The sequence below is a fragment of the Allobosea sp. WAO genome (assembly GCF_001509835.1).
GTDB lineage: Bacteria > Pseudomonadota > Alphaproteobacteria > Rhizobiales > Beijerinckiaceae > Allobosea.
On sequence record NZ_JXTJ01000007.1, the window covers coordinates 430,486 to 449,708 of the forward strand.

Here is a 19,223-nt window from a genome sequence, read left to right on the forward strand (position 1 = left end):
GCCTTTTTCGTTGGCGGCGCCTTATCGAAGGTCAGTGCGCGGCAGAGACTGCCTCGGCCAATCGATTCGGTTCCGTGACGGGTGGCAGGCAGCCACCATGTCGGCAGATGAAGGCCGCCCCATTGCCGGCCTGCCTGGCATAGGCATGGGCGGGATGATCCGCCGGCAGCCCGTCGGGATTGGGACAGTCGACAAGCGTCGTCGTCAGATGGGGTAGTGCCAATGCCGCTTCGCGGAAGGCCTCGCGGTCCAGCCCCGCCAGGACGATCTCGATGCCGTTGCGCGCGAGATCATAGGCATTCAGAACCGAGCCATGTACCATCGGCGCGCGCGAGGCTGCGAAGAGTATGGCTGTCAGGAAGCAGTCAGCTTGCGCGCGATCTTCGGGCAGGCCGGTCTGGGCAGCGATCCGCAGCAGATTGGCAGCATGGAGGCCATTAGCATTCGGGACCGCATCGTCGTGAGTCGGCCTTGGTATGACCGGAAGTTCCGCAGAGTCAGTCCGAGTCATGCGCAGCGGCCCTGAGTCGGCCTCGCGGTAGTACCTGTCGAGATGCCGGCTCCAGTTCCTAGCGAAAGCGAAGTAGTGCTGATCTCCAGTTGAGTCATGCAGGGCCAGGGCGGCCTCGGCCATCGCGGCGTGGTCGAGCGCAAAGCCGGGCGCGATCAACCGGCCGTCGCGATAGGAGTGGGCGAGGCCAGCGCCATCCGCCATGGATTCGGAAACGAAACGAAAGGCATTGGCGGCGAGCGCGACCCAGTCCTTTCGCCTGAGGAGCCCGGCTGCCCGGACGAGGCCCGAGATCATCAGTCCGTTCCAGTCGGCCAGGATCTTGTCGTCGCGGCCGGGTGGAACGCGCTTGCCGCGGGCGGTGAGCAGGCTGGCTCGCAGTTCTGCAAGGACCGTCGCAATCTCCGGGGAGGGGTCGGGCGTCTCCAGCCGGTTGAGAATGGCGTGGCCTTCCCAATTGCCTTCGGCGCTCACGTCATAGTGCTGTGCAAACAGGGCCGCGTCGTCCGTCTCGAGCAGCTGTGCGAGCTCGGCGGCGGTCCAGACATAGAACTTGCCCTCCTCGCCTTCCGAATCGGCGTCGAGACTGGCGGCGAAGGCGCCTTCCGGCAGAAGCATGTCGCGCTCCAGCCAGGCGACGATGCCCTCGGCGGCCTGCAGCATCAGCGGGTCGCCCGTGCGGGCCGCCTCGAGCGCGTAGAGCGGCAGCAGCTGGGCGTTGTCGCAGAGCATCTTCTCGAAATGCGGCACGAGCCAACGCTCATCGACGGCGTAGCGGGCGAAGCCGCCGCCGAGATGGTCATGGATGCCGCCGCGCGCCATCTGCTCCAGCGTCCGGTTCGCCGCCTGGCGCGAATCATGGTCGGCGTTGCGTTCGGCATGGCGCCACAGCAATTCGATCAGACCGGGATTGGGGAATTTCGGGGCGCCGGCGAGCCCGCCATGGTCACGGTCGAAGCGCCGGGCAATGCCACGAGCAAGGCCGTCGAGATCGGGTTCCGGCACGGCTTCGCCGGAAGGCCCGGCCTCGCTCTGTTGCAAGCATGGCGGATGGCTTCGGCATTGCGGCGGATGCGTTCGGGCTCCTGCTGGTGGATGGCGGCGAGCTGGCGCAGGACCGAGACGAAGCTCGGCCTGCCATAGCGAGCGGTCGCCGGGAAATAGGTGCCACCCCAGAACGGCGCTCCGCCCGAATCGAGAAACATGGTCAGCGGCCAGCCGCCCTGCTCACCGAGACTGTGCAGCACACTCATGTAGACATGGTCGATGTCCGGCCGCTCCTCGCGATCGACCTTGATGTTCACGAAGAGCTCGTTCATCACCGCGGCGGTCGCGGGGTCCTCGAAGCTTTCATGCGCCATGACATGGCACCAGTGACAGGCGGCATAGCCGACCGAGAGCAGGACCGGCCGCCGGCTCGCCTTCGCCTCGGCAAAGGCTTCATCGCTCCATTCCCACCAGTCGACGGGATTGTCGCGATGCTGCAGCAGATAGGGGCTGGCGGCGTGCTTGAGGCGGTTCATGAGCGGGCTTCCCGGACGGGGCCGGCCAAGCTGACGCAATAGGCCGGCGAAGGAGCGCGGTATGACTGGAGCAGCCTATCCGACGATCGTGGCGCTGTCGTCCGCCGCGGGCCGGGCCGGCGTCGCGGTAGTGCGGGTCTCGGGCAGCCATGTCCGATTCGTTCTCGAAACGATTCTAGGAACGGTGCCGAAACCGCGGCTCGCCAGGCTTTCCGCCTTGCGCGATCGCGATGGCGAGGTGATCGACCAGGGGCTCGCACTGTATTTTCCTGGGCCCGCGAGCTTCACCGGCGAGGATGTCGCCGAGTTCCAGGTCCATGGCTCGCGCGCAGTGCTGTCGCGGCTGCTGTCGATCCTGACCGCCCTGCCCGGCCTACGCCTCGCGGAGCCCGGCGAATTCACCAGGCGCGCCTTCGAGGCCGGAAAGCTCGACCTCGCCGCCGTCGAGGGGCTGGCCGATCTGATCGATTCGGAGACGGAATGGCAGCGTCGGCAGGCTCTGCGTCAGATGGAAGGCGCGCTCGGCATCGCCGCAGCCGAATGGCGTGCAGCGCTGATCAAGGCGATGACGCTGCTCGAGGCGGAGATCGATTTTGCTGATGAGGGCGATGTTTCGGGGCCGCTAATCGCGGAGGCGGTCGGCATTGCGCGGACGGTACTACCGAGTCTTCAATCCGCGCTGGGCAGCTTCAGGGCCGGAGAGCGGGTGCGTGAGGGCTTCATCGTCGTGCTGGCCGGGCCGCCCAACGCCGGGAAGTCCAGCCTGCTGAACGCGTTGGCCCGCCGCGACGTCGCTATCGTCTCGCCAATCGCAGGTACGACCCGCGACGCGATTGAGGTCCGGCTGGATCTCGACGGCATACCAGTCCTGCTGGTCGATACCGCAGGTCTGCGCGAAAGCGCGGATGAGATCGAAGTCGAGGGCGTGAGACGAGCCCTGCAGCGCGTGGCCGATGCCGATCTAACCCTGCACCTGCGTGCGATCGATTCGGAACCGGTATCATTGCCGGAGGGCGCATCGAGCCTCGCGATCGTGACCAAGATCGATCTGCCGGGCGAGCAGCGGGCCGGAGAGGTTGGGGTCTCGGCGCGAAGCGGAGAAGGACTCGACGAACTCGTCGGTCTGATCGGCGGGCGCTTGCGGGACATGGCGAGCCCCGAGCCGGCCTTGCTGACCCGCGAGAGGCAGCGGATCGCGGTTGGCGAAGCGGTCTCAGCCATCATCCGTGCGGAGGCGCTCGATCATGGCCAGCCCGAGCTGATCGCCGAAGAGCTGCGGCTGGCGGCCCGAGCCCTGGAGCGGCTGGTCGGGCGGATCGATGTCGAAGACGTGCTCGACAGCCTGTTCTCCGGCTTCTGCATCGGCAAGTAAGCCGGCTGCCAGGCAGCGATTTCGTCGCATGAGGCCGTGATCACCGGTGTTTTCATTGACCGCGCCGAAAGGCTTGGCTAGCGAAGAAGCATGTCTGACAGCAATGGAACGACGCATTACGACGTGATCGTCGTCGGCGGTGGTCATGCCGGGGCGGAAGCCGCCGCGGCGGCCGCCCGGCTCGGCGCGCGCACGGCTCTGCTCACCCACAAGCTCGCGACCATCGGGGTGATGTCCTGCAACCCGGCGATCGGCGGCCTGGGCAAGGGCCATCTCGTCCGTGAGATCGACGCGCTCGACGGCATCATGGCCCGCTGCGCCGACCAGGGCGGCATCCAGTTCCGCATGCTCAACCGGCGCAAGGGGCCGGCCGTGCGCGGGCCGCGGGCCCAGGCCGACCGCAAGCTCTATCGCGAGGCGGTGCAGGCTGCCCTCCGCGGTTGTTCCGGACTCGATCTGATCGAGGGTGAAGCCTTCGATCTCGATGTCCACGAAGGACAGGTCCGCGGCGTGTTCCTTGCCGATGGCCGTCGATTCGGCTGTGGAACGGTCGTACTTACGACCGGCACGTTCTTACGCGGCCTCGTCCATATCGGCGAAACCAAGATCGCGGCGGGGCGGGTCGACGAGGCGCCTTCGGTCGGGCTTTCCCTGACCCTGGAGCGTCATAACTTCCCGCTCGGTCGCCTGAAGACCGGCACGCCACCGCGGCTCGACGGCCGCACCATTGACTGGGCTGCCTTGGACATGCAGGCCGGGGACGATCCGCCGGAGCCGTTCTCGGCGCTGACCAGCGCGATCACCACGCCGCAGATCTCCTGCGGTATCACCCGGACCACGCTCGCCACCCATGAGCTTATCCGGGCCAACCTGCATCGCGCGCCGATGTTCTCCGGCCAGATCGAGGGGCGCGGGCCGCGCTATTGTCCGTCCATCGAGGACAAGGTCGGCCGCTTCGGCGACCGCGACGGCCACCAGATCTTCCTGGAGCCGGAGGGGCTGGATGACCCGACGGTCTATCCAAACGGGATCTCGACCTCGCTGCCGGAGGATGTGCAGCTCGGCCTGCTCAAGACGATCCCGGGGCTCGAGCGCACAACAATGCTGCGGCCTGGCTATGCGATCGAGTATGATTTCGTCGATCCGCGCGCCCTGACCGCCGGGCTCGAAACGCGCGCGATCCGCGGTCTCTTCCTCGCCGGGCAGATCAACGGGACCACCGGCTATGAGGAGGCCGCCGGACAGGGCCTGCTCGCCGGGCTCAACGCCGCAAGGCGCGCCGGCGGCAGCGAGCCGATCGTGCTCGACCGGGCACAATCCTATATCGGCGTGATGATCGACGACCTCGTGACGCGTGGCGTTACGGAGCCGTATCGGATGTTCACCTCGCGCGCCGAATTCCGGCTGTCGCTGCGGGTCGACAATGCCGATGAGCGCCTGACCGGGCTCGGGATAGCCCTCGGGCTGGTCGGAGAGACCAGGCGCGGAAAGTTCGAAGCGCGGCAGCAGCAGATCGCGGCCTTGACGCAGCAGCTGAAGGAGCGGGTCCTTACACCGTCGGAAGCAACTGCGGCTGGGCTGCAGGTCAACCGCGACGGGGTCAAGCGCAGCCTTTTCGAAATCCTGTCCTATCCCGCCGTCGAATTCGGTGCGCTGGCGGAGGCCTGGCCCGATCTCGCGGGCTATCCCGCGGATGTCGCCATGCGGGTCAGCGCCGACGCGACCTATGCGGTCTATCTCGACCGTCAAGCGGCGGAGATCGATTCCTATCAACGCGACCAGGCTCTGAGCCTGCCGCGGGATCTCGATCTGACCGAAATCTCAGGCCTGTCCAATGAGCTGCGCGCCAAGCTCGAAGCCGCCCAACCCGCCAATCTGGCGCAGGCCGGCCGGATCGAAGGCATGACGCCGGCTGCGTTGACGCTGCTCGCAGCCCATGCGCGTCGCCGGAAATCAGTCGCCGCTCTCGATATCGGATGATGACTGTGGGTTCAGTTGATAACCGCGACCGCCAACGCGGTTTGAGCTTGACTCCTGTTTCACGTGAAACAGAAGAGCGCCTCGCGATCCTCGTCGCCGAGCTTGAGCGCTGGCAGCGCGCCAAGAATCTGGTCTCGACCGCGACGCTCGACGAGGTCTGGACCCGGCATATCGCCGATTCGCTGCAGCTGTTCGATCACGCGCCGGAAGCGCGGCGCTGGCTCGATCTCGGTTCCGGCGGCGGCTTTCCCGGCCTGGTTCTTGGAATCCGATTGACGGAAGTCGGCGGACACATCGATCTGGTCGAGAGCAATGCGCGCAAATGCGCCTTTCTGCGCCATGCCGCCAGGCTCACGGGTGCGGCTGTGACGGTCCACGCCGCCAGGATCGAGGACGCGATGCCGCAATTCCACGGCAAGGTCGATGTGGTGACGGCGCGGGCGCTCGCGCCGCTGCCGCTGCTGCTCGACTGGTGCAAAGAGCTGTTGAGAACCGGTGTGATCGGGGTCTTTCCGAAGGGACAACATCTAGATGCCGAATTGACCGAGGCTTCTAAATATTGGAAGATTCAGGCATCAACGTTTCCTTCCGTTACGGATTCGGCAGCGCGTATCCTGGTGATCCGCAATGCTCAGAAGCGGACCGACTCATGAACGACCTAGGCCCTCGGCCAAGCTCCGGCCGGCCTCGTGTCCTGGCCCTCGCCAATCAGAAGGGCGGCGTCGGCAAGACCACGACGGCAATCAATCTCGGCACCGCGCTGGCGGCGATCGGCGAGAAGGTGCTGATCATCGATCTCGACCCGCAGGGCAACGCCTCGACCGGGCTCGGCGTCGACCGAAAAAGCCGGCGTGCCTCGACCTATGACGTGCTGTGTGGCGATATCGGTCTTGGCGCCGCGATGCAGGCAACGGCCGTTCCCAATTTGTTCATTGCACCTTCGACGCTCGACCTGCTCGGCGTCGAGCTCGAGATCGCCGGTGAGAAGGACCGGGTGCAGCGCCTGAAAAAGGCGGTCGACGAGCTCGAGCACGACCAGCGCTGCAACGACCTGACCTATATCCTGATCGACTGCCCGCCTTCGCTCAGCCTGATCACCATCAATGCGATGACGGCGTCGGATGCCGTGCTGGTGCCGCTGCAATGCGAGTTCTTCGCGCTCGAAGGCCTCAGCCAGCTCCTGAAGACGGTGGAGCAGGTGCGCGCCGGCCTCAATCCGCGGCTGATCATCCAGGGCGTCGTGTTGACCATGTATGATCCGCGCAATAATCTTTCCGGCCAGGTCATGGCCGATGTCCGCGACTTCCTCGGCGACAAGGTCTACGAGACGGTGATCCCGCGCAATGTGCGAGTGTCCGAGGCTCCGTCCTATGGCAAGCCCGCGCTGCTCTATGATCTGCGTTGCGCGGGCTCCCAGGCCTATCTCAGGCTGGCCTCCGAGGTGATCAAGCGCGAGCGCACCTTGCGGGCTGCGGCCTGATCCTGAAAGTCTAGAAAGTTCAAGAGGTTGACCATGGCGGAGGAACAGGGGCGCTCACGTCTGGGCCGCGGCCTTGCCGCGCTGATCGGCGATGTCGGAGACGAGATCGGTGCGATCGAGCGGTCGCGCGGCCAGCGCAAGGTGCCGGTCGAGTTCCTGCGTCCCAGTGCGCGTAATCCGCGCCGGATCTTCGACGACGCGGAGCTCGATGACCTCACGGCCTCGGTCCGCGAACGCGGTATCCTGCAACCGATCATCGTTCGGACCTTCCCGGGCATGCTCGATGCCTATGAGATCATCGCCGGTGAGCGGCGCTGGCGCGCGGCGCAGCGCGCCGAATTGCATGAAGTGCCGGTGATCCTGGTAGAGGCTAATGATCGCGAGGCGCTCGAGATCGCCATCGTCGAGAACGTGCAGCGCGCCGACCTCAACGCGATCGAAGAGGCGGCTGGCTATGAGCGGCTGATCGCCGAGTTCGACTATACCCAGAATGATCTCGCCAAGGTGATCGGCAAGAGCCGCAGCCATGTCGCCAACACGCTGCGCCTCAGCAAGCTGCCGGAGCCGGTGCGGCAAATGGTCAGCGAAGGGGCGGTTTCGGCCGGGCATGCGCGCGCCCTGCTCTCTGTTTCGGATCCGGAACAGGTCGCGAAGCGGATCGTCGAGCAGGGGCTGACGGTGCGTGATATCGAGCGTCTCGGCCAGGAAGAGGCGCGCGGGGAAACCAAGAGCGTGCCCAACACCGTGACGACGGCGCGGCCGGAGAAGGATCCGGACACCCGTGCCGTCGAGAAGGCGCTGGAAGAGGCACTCGGCCTCGGCGTCTCGATCAAGCACCGGGCCAATGGCGGCGGCGAAATGAAGATCGCTTACAAGACGCTGGAGCAGCTCGATGCGCTGTGCCGGCGCCTGAAGGACTGATCAGCCGCGGCCGGGTCCTGCCATGCGGGCGAGCGTCCAGAGCGCTCGTGTCGCGACCGGCCTGCTCATCTCGCCATCGCGGCGGACCGCGATCATCGCCGCGCCGAGCACAGCCACCGCGTCCTTGAGTTTTGCCGCGTTCCAGGCGCCGAGCGCGGCTTCCGCCAAAGCCAGGCGGGGATAGGGCAGGCGCATGGTGGCGACGGCGTCGCGGGCGCTGCGGCCGCCATCGAGCGCAAAGCGTGCCTTCATCAGGGCGAGCGCATGGCGCAGTACGGCGCCGAGCAGAACGCCCATGTCCAGCCCCTCGCCGGCAAGCTTGGCGAGTGCCAGATCGAGCGCGGCGAAACGACCGGCAAAGACGGCGTCGACAACGCTCGCTTGCTCGCGCTGGGCGGTATCGCCGACCACCGATTCGACATGGGCGAGCGTGACGGCGGCGTCCTCACCCGCGTAGAGGATCAGCTTGTCGATCTCCTGCCGCGAGGTCTGGCGATCGCCGCCGAGCAGGCCGACCAGGGTCTCGCGCGTCGTCCGGTCGATGCTCTTGCCGGCCGCCCGGACCATCTCATCGACGATGGTGCCGAGATCGCGCGCGGCGTCGCCATAGCACGGCACGGCGAGGGCGCTGCGAGCCTTCTCGCAGGCGGTCCTGAGCGGGTTGGAGCGCTGCAGGTCGCCGGCCTCGACGATGACCACGGCGTCTTTGGACGGCGTCGCCAGCAGCGGCTCCACGGCCGCCAGCAGAGGCTTTGAGGTCACCGAGACGCGGATGGCGCGCCTTCCGCCGAACAGGCCGATGGTGTTGGCCTCGTCGACCAGCTTCAGCGGGTCGGCGGCGATGTCGTCGCCGCTCATCCGGACGAGCTGGAAAGCGTCCTGCGGATCGTCGACGCTGGCGCGGGCAAGCGCCGCTGCCCGCTCGGAGACGAGCCCGGCATCGGGACCGTAGAACAGGAAGAGCCGCCAAGCCGAGTCCGGTCGCGTCAGCGTCCGGTCGGCCTCATGCGCCTTGATCGTCGCCATGGCGGCCGCGCCGCCGGCTCAGGCGGTGAGTTCGGCGGCGATGCGGGCGCGGATCAGCTGGGCCAGGTTCTTGGCGGCGCGGATCTGGGCATCACGCGCAGCGCGCAAGGTCGCAAAACGCTGGGTCGAACGCTCATAGGGCGCGCGCACCACGCTTTGCCCGGAGGCCAGGACCTCGCCAGAGCCGTTGCGCAGCAACTGCCAGTCGGCCGTGGCAACGAGAATCGCCGAATCGGCGCGGCCATTGGCATAGTCGACGGTGATGACCTCGAGCGTCTCGGTGGTCGTGGCAACGAGGCGGAACTTCTTCTGCAGGTCAGGGGCGCCGCCGCCATCGAGCTCGAAGACCAGCTCGTTGCGCAGATAGTGCCCGACGAGGCCCTTGATCTCGGGAACCTCGATGCTGAGCATCGCATTGCGGACATTGTCGCCCACCTTGCTCACCGTGCCGTCGGCATAGAGCGGCCGGAAGCAGCCGCCGGCAAGCGCCGCCAGCGTGAGCGCAGCGACGAGGGCAAGCGGCCGGCCGCGGCGGCGGATGGTTCCGGCTTCAGACGACGACATTCACGATTCTCCCCGGAACCACGATGATCTTGCGGATCGCCCGGCCTTCCAGCGCCCTGACCACGGCTTCCGAGCCGCGGGCAGCGGCCTCGACCGCCACCGTATCGGCATCGGCCGCTACGGTCACCTCGGCCCGCTTCTTGCCGTTGATCTGCACTGGCAGGATGATGCTGTCATCGCGTAACAATTCCGTTTCCGCCTCCGGCCAGGCGGCCTCGCCGGCGAGGCCCGGCAGGCCGAGGGCCTGCCAGCATTCCTCGGCGAGATGGGGCATCATCGGGGCGACAAGCTGCGTCGCGATCATGGCGGATTCATGCAGCGCGAAGGCGGTGTCGGCCGGCAGATCGGCGCTTTCGGCCGCAGCATCCAGCGTCTTGGCGATGGCGTTTGTCAGCGAATAGACGTGCGCGACGCAGCGGTTGAAGGCGAGTCGCTCGATATCGGCGCCGACCGCATGCAGGGCACGGTGACTCGCCTTGCGCAGCAGGGAGGCCGCCTCGCCGAAGCTTTCCGGACGCGCGACGCGGTTGCCGGTGCGTGCGGCGATCTCGCTGACCAGGCGCCAGAGGCGCTGGACGAAGCGGGCGGCGCCCTGGACGCCCTCGTCGCTCCAGATCACGTCGCGATCCGGCGGCGAATCGGAGAGCATGAACCAGCGGGCGGTGTCGGCGCCGTAGGAGGCGATGATGTCGTCGGGGTCGACGACATTCTTCTTCGACTTCGACATCTTCTCGATCGAGCCGATCTCTATCGGCGCGCCGGTGTCGACGTCGAAGCCGCGGCGCTCGCTGCCGGTGACCTCGATGCGGACATTGCCGGGCTCGACCCAGCTGCCGTCCTGCGCCCGGTAGGTCTCGTGCACGACCATGCCCTGGGTGAACATGCCGTCGAAGGGTTCGTCGACGCCGGCATGGCCGGTCGCCTTCATCGCGCGGGTGAAGAAGCGCGAATAGAGCAGGTGCAGGATCGCGTGCTCGACGCCGCCGATATACTGGTTGATCGGCAGGAACCGGTCGACCGCGCCGCGGTCGGTCGGGCTGGCTTCAAGCCAGGGATTGGTGAAGCGCGCGAAGTACCAGGACGAATCGACGAAGGTGTCCATGGTGTCGGTCTCGCGCCGCGCCGGCTTGCCGCAGGACGGGCAGGAGACATTCTTCCAGCTCGGATGATGGTCGAGCGGGTTCCCCGGCTTCTCGAAGGAGACGTCGTCGGGCAGCTTCACAGGCAGCTGCTCTTCCGGCACCGGAACGGTGCCGCAATCGGCGCAGTGGATGATCGGGATCGGGCAACCCCAGTAGCGCTGGCGCGAGATGCCCCAGTCACGCAGGCGGAAATTGACCTTGCGCTGCCCGACAGGACGGTTGCCGCGGGTTTCCGCCTCGAGGCGCCGTGCGACTTCTTCTTTCGCTTCCGGAATGGTCATACCGTCGAGGAAGCGGGAATTGATCATCCGGCCATCGTCGGTATAGGCGGTGTCGGTGATCACGAAGCTGGCGGGGTCGACGCCCTCCGGGCATACCACCGGGGTATTGCCGAGGTCGTACTTGTTGACGAAGTCGAGGTCGCGCTGGTCATGCGCCGGGCAGCCGAAGATCGCACCGGTGCCGTAATCCATCAGGATGAAGTTCGCCACATAGATCGGCAAAGTCCACGAGGGATCAAAGGGATGGACGGCGCGCAGGCCGGTGTCGAAGCCGAGCTTGCCGGCCTTGTCGATGTTCTCCTGGGCCGTGCCGGTCTTCTTGCACTCGGCGATGAAGGCCTGGAGCCCGGGATTGTCGACCGCAGCCGCCTTGGCCAGCGGATGATCGGCCGCGACCGCCATGAAGCGGGCGCCGAACAGCGTGTCCGGGCGGGTGGTGTAGATCTCCAGCTCGTCCTGCCCGAGGGCATTCGATTCGAGTGCGAAACGAACCAGCAGACCTTCAGAACGGCCGATCCAGTTCTTCTGCATCAGCCGGACCTTGTCCGGCCAGCGCTCCAGGCCGTCGAGCGCGTCGTTGAGCTCCTGGGCGTAGTTGGTGATCTTGAAGAACCACTGGGTCAGCTCGCGCTGCTCGACGACGGCACCCGAGCGCCAGCCGCGGCCATCGATGACCTGCTCATTGGCGAGCACGGTCTCGTCGACCGGGTCCCAGTTGACCTTGGCGGTCTTGCGATCGACCAGCCCGCCCTTCAGGAAGTCGAGGAACAGCTTCTGCTGGTGGCGGTAATAGCTGGGGTCGCAGGTGGCGAGCTCGCGGCTCCAGTCGAGCGACAGGCCCATCGACTGCAGTTGCGTCCGCATCGTCGCGATATTGGCGTAGGTCCATTCGCGCGGATGGACCTTGTTGGCCTTGGCGGCGTTCTCGGCCGGCAGGCCGAAGGCGTCCCAGCCCATCGGGTGCAGCACGGCGAAGCCCTTGGCCCGCTTGTAGCGAGCCACCACGTCGCCCATGGCATAGTTGCGGACATGGCCCATATGGATGCGCCCCGAGGGATAGGGGAACATCTCGAGGACGTAGTAGGCCGGGCGCGTATCGTCGTTGCGGGTCTCGAAGAGCTTGCGCTCATCCCAGACCTTGCGCCATTTCGGCTCGGCTTCCTTCGGATTGTAGCGTTCGGCGGCCATGCTGATCGTGTCGTTCTTGCGTGATCGGACTGGCCCGGACTAGGACACCATCGGGCGCGCCGGGTCAATGTTTGGAAAGGCTTGGCGGCGATGCGGGCAAAGGACGGCGCGATGCAGGATGTAGTGACCGGATTGCAGGAGACGCGTGCGGCAATCGCGCGTGCGGCGCGCGATTTCGGCCGCCGGCCGGAGGATGTGACGCTGATCGCGGTTTCCAAGACCAAGCCGGCCGAGGCGATCCTTCCGGCGCTCGAGGCCGGGCAGATCGATTTCGGCGAGAATTACGTCCAGGAGGCCAAGGCGAAATGGCCGGAACTGCGCGAACGCTTCCCGCATGCGAAGCTGCACATGATCGGGCCGCTGCAGTCCAACAAGGCGAAGGAGGCGGTGGCACTGTTCGACACGATCCACTCGCTCGATCGCGAGAGCCTCGCGAGGGAATTGTCGCGCGAGATCGCTCGCAGCGGCCTGGCGCCGCGGCTTATCGTTCAGGTCAACACCGGGGCCGAACCGCAGAAGGGTGGCGTTCTGCCTGCCGATGCCGACGCCTTCCTGACCACCTGCCGCGTGACCTACGGGCTGGAGATCGAGGGGCTGATGTGCATCCCGCCAGCCGACGAGCCGCCCTCGCCGCATTTCGCGCTGCTTGCCAAGATCGCCAAGCGCAATGGTCTGCCGATCCTATCGATGGGCATGAGCGCCGATTATGAGGCGGCGATCCAGCTCGGTGCGACGCATGTGCGCGTCGGTAGCGCGATCTTCGGCGCGCGCGACTACGGTACTACCTGACAAGCGATTGATATCGCCGACCTATTTCAGGTAGTGCCGGGTATGGCCGACCGGCTCAGGAGTCGGCCGGGGCCGCCGCCCTTTCGGCTTCCGCCAGGACGACACGGTTGCGGCCGGAGGACTTCGCCGCATAGAGCGCCTTGTCGGCACGCTCGATCACATCCTCGATATCGCGGTCCTGCTCGCAGACGATGGCGGCGCCGACGCTGATGGTGAGCTCGATCTGGGAGAGGCCCTGCGTCACGACGGTCGCGCCGATCGCTTCGCGGATGCGGTTGGCGAGATTCTCGGCGCCCTGGGCATCGGTTTCGCGCAGCAGCACGACGAACTCCTCGCCGCCGAAGCGTGCCACCTTGTCGGTCGTCCGGATCTGGCCGGCGATGATCTTGGAGACGGCGCGAATGACCTCGTCTCCCGCGGCATGGCCGAATGTGTCGTTGATCCGCTTGAAGTGGTCGATGTCGAACATCAGCACGCCGAGATTGCGGCGGTAGCGCTTGTAGTAGTTCATCGCGTCTTCGGCGAAGGGCAGGAAGGCGCGACGGTTGAGCAGTCCGGTCAACGGGTCGGTGTCGGCGAGGATCTGCAGGGTGTGCAGGTCCGAGCCGAGGCGGCGGGTCTTTTCCTCGGCCTCACGCGCCTGCTTTTCGGCCTGGACCTGAACGTCGCGAATGGTCGCGGCGGCGTCACGCGCGCCTTTTTCGGCTATCCCGAGGCGGCGCAGCAAGGATCTCAGCGCGGCCGAGAGCTGTAGGATATCGCGCGAGCCGTGCTGGCGCCTGATGCCGGCGGCATTCGGATCGCGGCCGATCAGGTCAACCGAACGGCAGAGGGTCCGCAGCGGCCTGGTGACGGTGCCGGCCAGGAACCAGGCGAGGGCGGTACCGATGGCCGCGACGATCAGGCCGAGCAAGGCGATGACGGCGGTGAGGCGATTGGCCGGCGCGAGCGCGACATCGACCGGGCGGCGGGCGGCAACAACCCAACCGAGGCCCGGATAGTCATCCAACCCCTTGGTCGCGACGAGCGCCGTCAGCATCGGCTGATCGTCGGAGCGGTCGACGAAGGAGACGCCGTGGCGAGCTCCAGCGACTTCCGCTACCCCGAAGCGCTTCGCGTCTTTCGGGCCGAGCAGCACGGTGCCATCGCTGCCGAGCACCCAGAGTTCAGAGGCGAGCGCGGGATCATGGTTGCGCAGGACGTTGTCGCGCAGGGTGCCGGCCCAGTTCCAGCTCAGATGGGCGCCGAGGACGCCGATCTTGGCGCCTGTCGGCCCGAAAACCGGCATGGCGACGTCGACGAAGCGAAAGGGCGCGTCGTCCGGGCTCTTGCGCAACAGGGAATCGAGCAGCTTGGCGTCGTGAACGTCCTCGACCGCCGGACCGGCGAGACCGCTGATGAACCAGGGGCGCTGGGCAACCGAGACGCCTTCGAGCATGCCGCGGGTCGCGGCGCGGACATTGCCGCTGGGCTCTGCGAGCCCAAGCCAGGCATAGTCGCTGAGGCCCGCCTGCAATTGCATCAGCACCGCCCGGACCCGCGCGGGATTGTCCTGCCAGAGACCGCGCAGCGGCTCCATCTCGGCCAGATTCTTGATCTCGCGGTAGCGCTCGAACATGTTCTGGTCGAGCCGGTCCGACATCGTGCGGGCGAGCGCGACGAGTTCGAGATTGGCCTCGCGAACCGCGTCGCGACGGGCGAGCCAGGCGGCGCCGGCGGCCGATACTGCGACGACGACGATGCAGAGCAGGCCGGCCATGGCGGCGGTCTGCTGGCGCAGCGTCAGGCGATCGGCCAGCCCGACCAGTGACAGGCGCTTTGTCATGATCCTCCCCGGCAATAGCGCCGGAGAGGATCGGTCGCTTCGGCGAATCGTCCGTTAACGAATGCCACCGGTCGCGGACGATGGTTTGCGGCGCGTGAACGAGCGCGCTCGAATGCGCTCGGCCGCCGGTGCTAGATCGGCTGGCCGACGTCGATGCGGTTGCCGTCGGGGTCCTCGAAGACGAAGGCGCGCAGGCCGTAATCCTTGTCGCGCAGGCCCTTGACGATGCGCAGCCCATGCGAGCGGCAGAGCTCGTGAAAGGCGTCGACGTTCTCGACCATCATGTGGGCGATGTTGAAGGGTGCGGCCTTGTGGTCCTTCTGCAGGGTCAGATGGATCTCGGCGCCGTCCTTCTTCAGGATCATGAAGCCGACCGGCTGGCCGTTCTCGAAGGTCTTCGTAAAGCCGAGCACGCCGGCATAGAAGGCGTGCGCGCGCTCCATGTCCTTGACCGGGAACATGGCGGCGACGCGGCCGAAGCCGATCGGGCGAGGAGAGTAATCGTTCATGGCAAGGTCCCGCTGCGCGGCGCAGCGTGCCGGTGGGACGGTGCCCGGCCGAAACGCTCCCGCTGATCTGTTCGTCGAGACGGTGCTCCTGGCCAGTATCGGTGAAGCCGCTGGCTTTGCAAGGCCTTGCCGGCCGCTAAGACGCGCCGCCGCTAGCGAACCACCAGCGTGCAGGCGCGCGCCAGCCGCGGCAGTACCTTGGCGAAGACATGGCCCTCGACCGCGACGCAGCCGGCGGTCGGCGCGAAGCCGGGCCGGGCGAGATGCCAGAAGATCGCGCTGCCGCGCCCGCGCCTGACCGGGGCATCGTTCCAGCCGAGCTCGACGATGACGTCGTAGAGATGGTCGGCGCGGGCGAGCCGTTCCTCGGCCTCGCCCGGGGGGCGGTCGATCAGCCGGTTGTAACGCCGGTCGTTGGTGTCGTCGCACCAGGCATCGCGCGGGCCGATCCGGCGCACGGGCAGAAGGCTCGCCGGCCGCGCAAGCCGGTCGCCACGGAAGAACAGGCGGCGTAGAGGCAATTCGGCGCGCGGCGTGCCGCCATCGCCTTCACGCTTGTCGACGATGATGCCGGAACGGCCGAGCGCGCAGGGAAAGACCGCGCCGCCGGCCTTCAGGAAGCCCTTGCGGCGATCGCGCACCGAGCGCACCACGGTGATCCGTGTCAGCCGGCGCCCGCCGGCATGGTCTTCAGCTCTGCTCACGGCGGGCCCCTGTCCAAAACGACTTGCCGGCTCCTGTGCCGGGGCGTGTGCTGCAAGATTCTCGTCGGAGGGTTAGCGCATCGTGAACACGAACGCTCGCTTGCAATCGGCTCTCGCGTGCGCCAGCGTCATGCGGCGGCCGGGCCGCAGCGAGCAAATGAGAAAAACGTGATCGCCGGCATAGGCTTGGCGAATGGCTTCCGTGAAAAACCGGTTCCCACTTTTTCCTGCCATGCTCTAGTGTTGGCGCGAACGCAATCGAGCTGAATCGGCATCATGTCAGCCACGCATCATATCCTGCTCGTCGACGACGACCAGAGCCTGCGAGACGCGCTCGCCGAGCAGCTCGCACTTTACGACGAGTTCCGGGTCTCGACGACCGCGACCGCGACCGGAAGCGTCAAGATGGTCCAGGCCGAACGCGTCGACCTCGTCGTGATGGATGTCGGCCTGCCCGACATGGACGGGCGCGAGGCGGTGAAACTGATGCGCAAGAACGGGTTCAAGAGCCCGGTGATCATGCTGACTGGCCAGGGCTCCGACGCCGACACCGTGCTCGGGCTCGAGGCCGGCGCCAATGACTATGTCGTCAAGCCGTTCAAGTTCGCCGTACTGCTGGCGCGGATCCGGGCTCATCTGCGGCAATACGAGGCCAGCGAGGACGCGGTTTTTCAGGTCGGGCCTTATACCTTCCATCCGGGCTCGAAGCTGCTGGTCAACGCAAAGGGCTCGAAGACCAAGCTGACCGAGAAGGAAACGGCGATCCTGCGCTTCCTCTACCGCGCCGGGCGCACGCCGATCGCGCGCGAAGTCCTGCTGCAGGAGGTCTGGGGCTATAATTCGCAGGTGACGACCCATACGCTGGAGACGCATATTTACCGGCTCCGGCAGAAGATCGAGCCCGACCCCGCCAATGCCCGCCTCCTCGTGACCGATGCCGGTGGCTATAGGCTGAACCCCTGAGATCATGGCCCTCAACGACGACATCGCATTCCTGGCCCGGCAACCGCTGCTGAGCCTGATGGATCGCGACGCGCTGCGCCTCGTCGCCTTCGCGGCGGAAAGCCGTACCTTGCGCGCCGGCGACGTGCTGTTTCGTCGTGGCGAGGGCTCGGACGGCGCCTTTCTCGTCGTCTCCGGCGCTGTCGCGCTCAGCCGCGAGGATGACGGACGTCCAGCCGAGGAGATTGCCGGGCCGGGTGCTCTGATCGGCGAGCTTGCCCTGTTCGCGGCCCTGGAGCGGCCGGCAACTGCGATTGCCCGCGAACCGACCCAGGTAATGAAGCTCTCGCGCAGCGTGATGCGGCGCGTGCTGGCCGAATCGCCGGATTCGGCTGCGGCGCTCGCGCATGCGATCGAGGAGCGGCTGACCGGATTCACCGGCGAGCTCGCCTCGGTCGGCATGTCGCTCAGGGCGATCGACTGGCGCTGAGTGACGCCGTTTTCGGTTGTGGGGCGCTCAGAGTTCGAGCGAGACCGTCACCGGGACATGGTCGGAAGGGCGCTCCCAGCCGCGCGCCTCGCTCAGGAATTCGAGATCGCGCAGCGTCGGCTTCAGAGCGTCCGAGAGCCAGATATGGTCGAGCCGGCGGCCGCGATTGGAGGCCTGCCAGTCGGCGGCGCGATAGCTCCACCAGCTGTAGAGCTTTTCCGGCTCGGGTTTCAGCGTGCGGGCGGCGTCGGTCCAGCCGAGCTCGCTACGCAGCTTTTCCAGGGTCTGCGTCTCGATCGGCGTATGGCTGACGACGTCGAGGAGCTGCTTGTGGCTCCAGACATCATGCTCGTAGGGGGCGATGTTGAGGTCGCCGACCAGGATGCTCGGCCTTCCCGCCGGATTTTTGGCGACACCCCAGGCACCGAGCGCGTCGAGGAACTGCAGCTTGTGCGCGAATTTCGGATTGGCCTCGGGGTCGGCGATGTCGCCGCCGGCGGGGATGTAGAAGTTATGGATGGCGATGCCGGCTGCGGCGCCGGCGCCCTTGTCGAGCACGACGCTCATATGGCGGGCGTCGTTGCGTTCGCACATCGCCATTGCTTCCTTCTCGGAGAAGGGCAGTTTCGAGACGATGGCGACGCCGTTATAGCCCTTGTTGCCGATGAAGGCCTGGTGGGCGTAGCCCGCCTCGGTGAAGGCCTTGGCCGGGAACTGCTCGTCCGGCGTCTTGGTCTCCTGCAGGCAGAGAATGTCGGGCTGGTGGTTCTTGAGGAATTCGGTGACGAGGCCGATGCGCAGGCGTACCGAATTGATGTTCCAGGTGGTGACGTCGAGCTTCACGCGCGGGATCCGGTCGGAATGGGAGCCGGAAACTGGGTCGCCGCGCGCGGAAATGCAAGCGCTACGGCAGACGCGCCATCATTCCGGCGCTCTAAGGCGGCCCGAACCAAGAGAAGCGGTGCCACCCCCTATCGGCGCGGCTCAGAGGACGCGTTCGTAATTGATCACGAAGTTCTTCTGGTCGGGCCGGCGCTGGGTGTCGAGATTGTAGAGCGAGACCGAGGTCTCGTAGCCTTGCGGGTCGATCACCACCCATTGCCTGAGCTCGTTGGCCGTCAGGTCGAAATTCAGGGTAATCTTCGAGGTGCCGCCGAGCGTCGAGCGGTCCTCGATCTTGACCGAGAGGATGTCACCCTTGGTGCTGACGCCGGTCACGGTCGAATCCCGCGCCAAGTCCATATGCTCCTTGAGCAGGAACTTCAGCGGCGTTTGGCCGATCGAGTAGAGGTCCTGCGTCGCCAGCTTCTTGTCGCGGATCGCGACCGAAGTGCCGTCGGCGATCACTTCCATCGTCACCGGCGGACGGTACTCGAAGCGCATCTTGCCGGGGCGCTGGACATAGATCTTGCCCTCGAAGCGGCGGCCATCGGCGGCGAACTGGATGAAGTCGCCCTGCAGGGTGGCGAAGCCGTTGAAATAGGCGTTCAGCCGCTCGACCGCCTCCGGCTTCGACAGCGGGGCGGAAGAGCGCGACGGTTTGGCGGCGGGCGCTGGCCGCTGCGGCTCGTTGTTGGCGGTGACGACGGGGGTTGCGACCGCGGCAGCAGCCGGAGCCACAGCGGCGTCGGTGCGCGGCAGTCCGAGACCGGGCGGACGGGTCGGCGGCAGGGGGATGGCCCGCTGCTTCGGCGCCGGCGGCTGGGTCGCGGGCCGGATGTCGAGCGGCTGCGACAAGGCCGGGCCCGACGCCAGCGCGAGCGCCATGGCGGCGGCTGCGAGGGCTGACGTGGGGAGCGAAGGCTTCATGAGGCGGCTCGGTTCCATTTTCTGGTGCTGGCGCTGAATATCGTGACGGCGAGGCACGCCGGCAAGGGTTCAACGCCGCGACTGACGCGAGGTTGCACGTTGCTCATGGCAATTTCAGGACCGGTTTCGCGCGATACTGCGGCCGAAGGTGCTGCGGCGGCGCCCCG

18 protein-coding genes are annotated in these 19,223 nt (G+C 66.6%); 8 read left to right on the forward strand and 10 right to left on the reverse strand.

What is annotated here, in order from left to right:
- Window positions 1–31: 31 nt before the first annotated feature.
- Together DK26_RS14455 and DK26_RS29680 are read right to left on the reverse strand one after the other, a co-directional pair.
- The gene (locus DK26_RS14455) at window positions 32–1,516 is read right to left on the reverse strand and encodes a thioredoxin domain-containing protein (protein WP_248309970.1); all 1,485 of its coding nucleotides are present in this window, start codon (window positions 1,514–1,516) and stop codon (window positions 32–34) included.
- Complete coding sequence (locus tag DK26_RS29680) at window positions 1,411–2,034, reverse strand: thioredoxin domain-containing protein (RefSeq protein WP_248309971.1); 624 nt, start codon at window positions 2,032–2,034, stop codon at window positions 1,411–1,413. Before DK26_RS29680 ends, DK26_RS14455 begins: the two co-directional genes overlap by 106 nt.
- 61 nt (window positions 2,035–2,095) lie before the next feature.
- Between DK26_RS29680 and mnmE the strand changes: the two genes are divergently transcribed.
- The 5 genes from mnmE to DK26_RS14480 all read left to right on the forward strand — a co-directional run bounded on the left by mnmE (window position 2,096) and on the right by DK26_RS14480 (window position 7,787).
- Window positions 2,096–3,406 (forward strand): tRNA uridine-5-carboxymethylaminomethyl(34) synthesis GTPase MnmE, encoded by a 1,311-nt coding sequence (mnmE, locus tag DK26_RS14460; protein ID WP_066473553.1) that lies wholly within the window; start codon window positions 2,096–2,098, stop codon window positions 3,404–3,406.
- A 90-nt stretch (window positions 3,407–3,496) separates the two neighbouring features.
- A complete protein-coding gene (gene mnmG, locus DK26_RS14465; RefSeq protein WP_066473555.1) occupies window positions 3,497–5,386 on the forward strand; it encodes a tRNA uridine-5-carboxymethylaminomethyl(34) synthesis enzyme MnmG in 1,890 nt (629 codons plus the stop codon).
- Window positions 5,383–6,039: a 16S rRNA (guanine(527)-N(7))-methyltransferase RsmG gene (gene rsmG, locus DK26_RS14470; RefSeq protein ID WP_248309972.1), complete on the forward strand. Its 657-nt coding sequence runs from the start codon at window positions 5,383–5,385 to the stop codon at window positions 6,037–6,039. Before mnmG ends, rsmG begins: the two co-directional genes overlap by 4 nt.
- Window positions 6,036–6,866, forward strand: coding sequence for a ParA family protein (locus tag DK26_RS14475; protein ID WP_066473557.1), 831 nt, complete (start codon window positions 6,036–6,038; stop codon window positions 6,864–6,866). The genes rsmG and DK26_RS14475 overlap by 4 nt, the downstream gene beginning before the upstream one ends.
- Before the next feature lie 33 nt (window positions 6,867–6,899).
- Window positions 6,900–7,787: a ParB/RepB/Spo0J family partition protein gene (locus tag DK26_RS14480; RefSeq protein ID WP_066473558.1), complete on the forward strand. Its 888-nt coding sequence runs from the start codon at window positions 6,900–6,902 to the stop codon at window positions 7,785–7,787.
- Here the strand turns inward: DK26_RS14480 and holA are convergent, their stop codons facing one another.
- Genes holA through leuS form a run of 3 tightly spaced genes read right to left on the reverse strand, consistent with a single transcriptional unit; the run spans window position 7,788 to window position 11,988 of the window.
- Window positions 7,788–8,813: a DNA polymerase III subunit delta gene (gene holA, locus DK26_RS14485; RefSeq protein WP_066473561.1), complete on the reverse strand. Its 1,026-nt coding sequence runs from the start codon at window positions 8,811–8,813 to the stop codon at window positions 7,788–7,790.
- Window positions 8,814–8,831: 18 nt separating this feature from the next.
- A complete protein-coding gene (gene lptE / locus DK26_RS14490; RefSeq protein ID WP_066473570.1) occupies window positions 8,832–9,377 on the reverse strand; it encodes an LPS assembly lipoprotein LptE in 546 nt (181 codons plus the stop codon).
- Window positions 9,364–11,988 carry a leucine--tRNA ligase gene (gene leuS / locus DK26_RS14495; protein ID WP_066473573.1) on the reverse strand — a complete coding sequence of 875 codons (2,625 nt, stop codon included), beginning with the start codon at window positions 11,986–11,988 and terminating at the stop codon, window positions 9,364–9,366. Before leuS ends, lptE begins: the two co-directional genes overlap by 14 nt.
- Window positions 11,989–12,078: 90 nt before the next feature.
- On the opposite strand from leuS, the gene DK26_RS14500 reads away from it, so the two are divergent.
- A complete protein-coding gene (locus tag DK26_RS14500; RefSeq protein WP_184231708.1) occupies window positions 12,079–12,777 on the forward strand; it encodes a YggS family pyridoxal phosphate-dependent enzyme in 699 nt (232 codons plus the stop codon).
- Between the two features lie 55 nt (window positions 12,778–12,832).
- Here the strand turns inward: DK26_RS14500 and DK26_RS14505 are convergent, their stop codons facing one another.
- From DK26_RS14505 to DK26_RS14515, 3 genes are all read right to left on the reverse strand, one after another.
- A complete protein-coding gene (locus DK26_RS14505) occupies window positions 12,833–14,602 on the reverse strand; it encodes a sensor domain-containing diguanylate cyclase (RefSeq protein ID WP_248309973.1) in 1,770 nt (589 codons plus the stop codon).
- 131 nt (window positions 14,603–14,733) lie between these two features.
- Window positions 14,734–15,111, reverse strand: a complete 378-nt coding sequence (locus DK26_RS14510; RefSeq protein ID WP_066473576.1) for a glyoxalase superfamily protein — start codon at window positions 15,109–15,111, stop codon at window positions 14,734–14,736.
- 152 nt (window positions 15,112–15,263) lie between these two features.
- The gene (locus DK26_RS14515; RefSeq protein ID WP_066473578.1) at window positions 15,264–15,815 is read right to left on the reverse strand and encodes a L,D-transpeptidase family protein; all 552 of its coding nucleotides are present in this window, start codon (window positions 15,813–15,815) and stop codon (window positions 15,264–15,266) included.
- Between the two features lie 276 nt (window positions 15,816–16,091).
- Here DK26_RS14515 and DK26_RS14520 point away from each other — a divergent pair, with 276 nt between their 5' ends.
- On the forward strand, window positions 16,092–16,778 hold the full coding sequence (locus tag DK26_RS14520; RefSeq protein WP_066473583.1) for a response regulator transcription factor: 687 nt from the start codon (window positions 16,092–16,094) through the stop codon (window positions 16,776–16,778).
- A gap of 4 nt (window positions 16,779–16,782) precedes the next feature.
- Entirely contained in the window at window positions 16,783–17,247 is a 465-nt protein-coding gene (locus DK26_RS14525) for a cyclic nucleotide-binding domain-containing protein (protein ID WP_066473586.1), read from the forward strand.
- Between the two features lie 27 nt (window positions 17,248–17,274).
- Here DK26_RS14525 and xth read toward each other — a convergent pair whose 3' ends face one another.
- Both xth and DK26_RS14535 read right to left on the reverse strand, forming a co-directional pair.
- Window positions 17,275–18,090 (reverse strand): exodeoxyribonuclease III, encoded by an 816-nt coding sequence (gene xth, locus DK26_RS14530; protein WP_066473588.1) that lies wholly within the window; start codon window positions 18,088–18,090, stop codon window positions 17,275–17,277.
- Between the two features lie 141 nt (window positions 18,091–18,231).
- Window positions 18,232–19,056: an outer membrane lipoprotein carrier protein LolA gene (locus tag DK26_RS14535; RefSeq protein WP_083533247.1), complete on the reverse strand. Its 825-nt coding sequence runs from the start codon at window positions 19,054–19,056 to the stop codon at window positions 18,232–18,234.
- Between the last annotated feature and the right edge of the window lie 167 nt (window positions 19,057–19,223).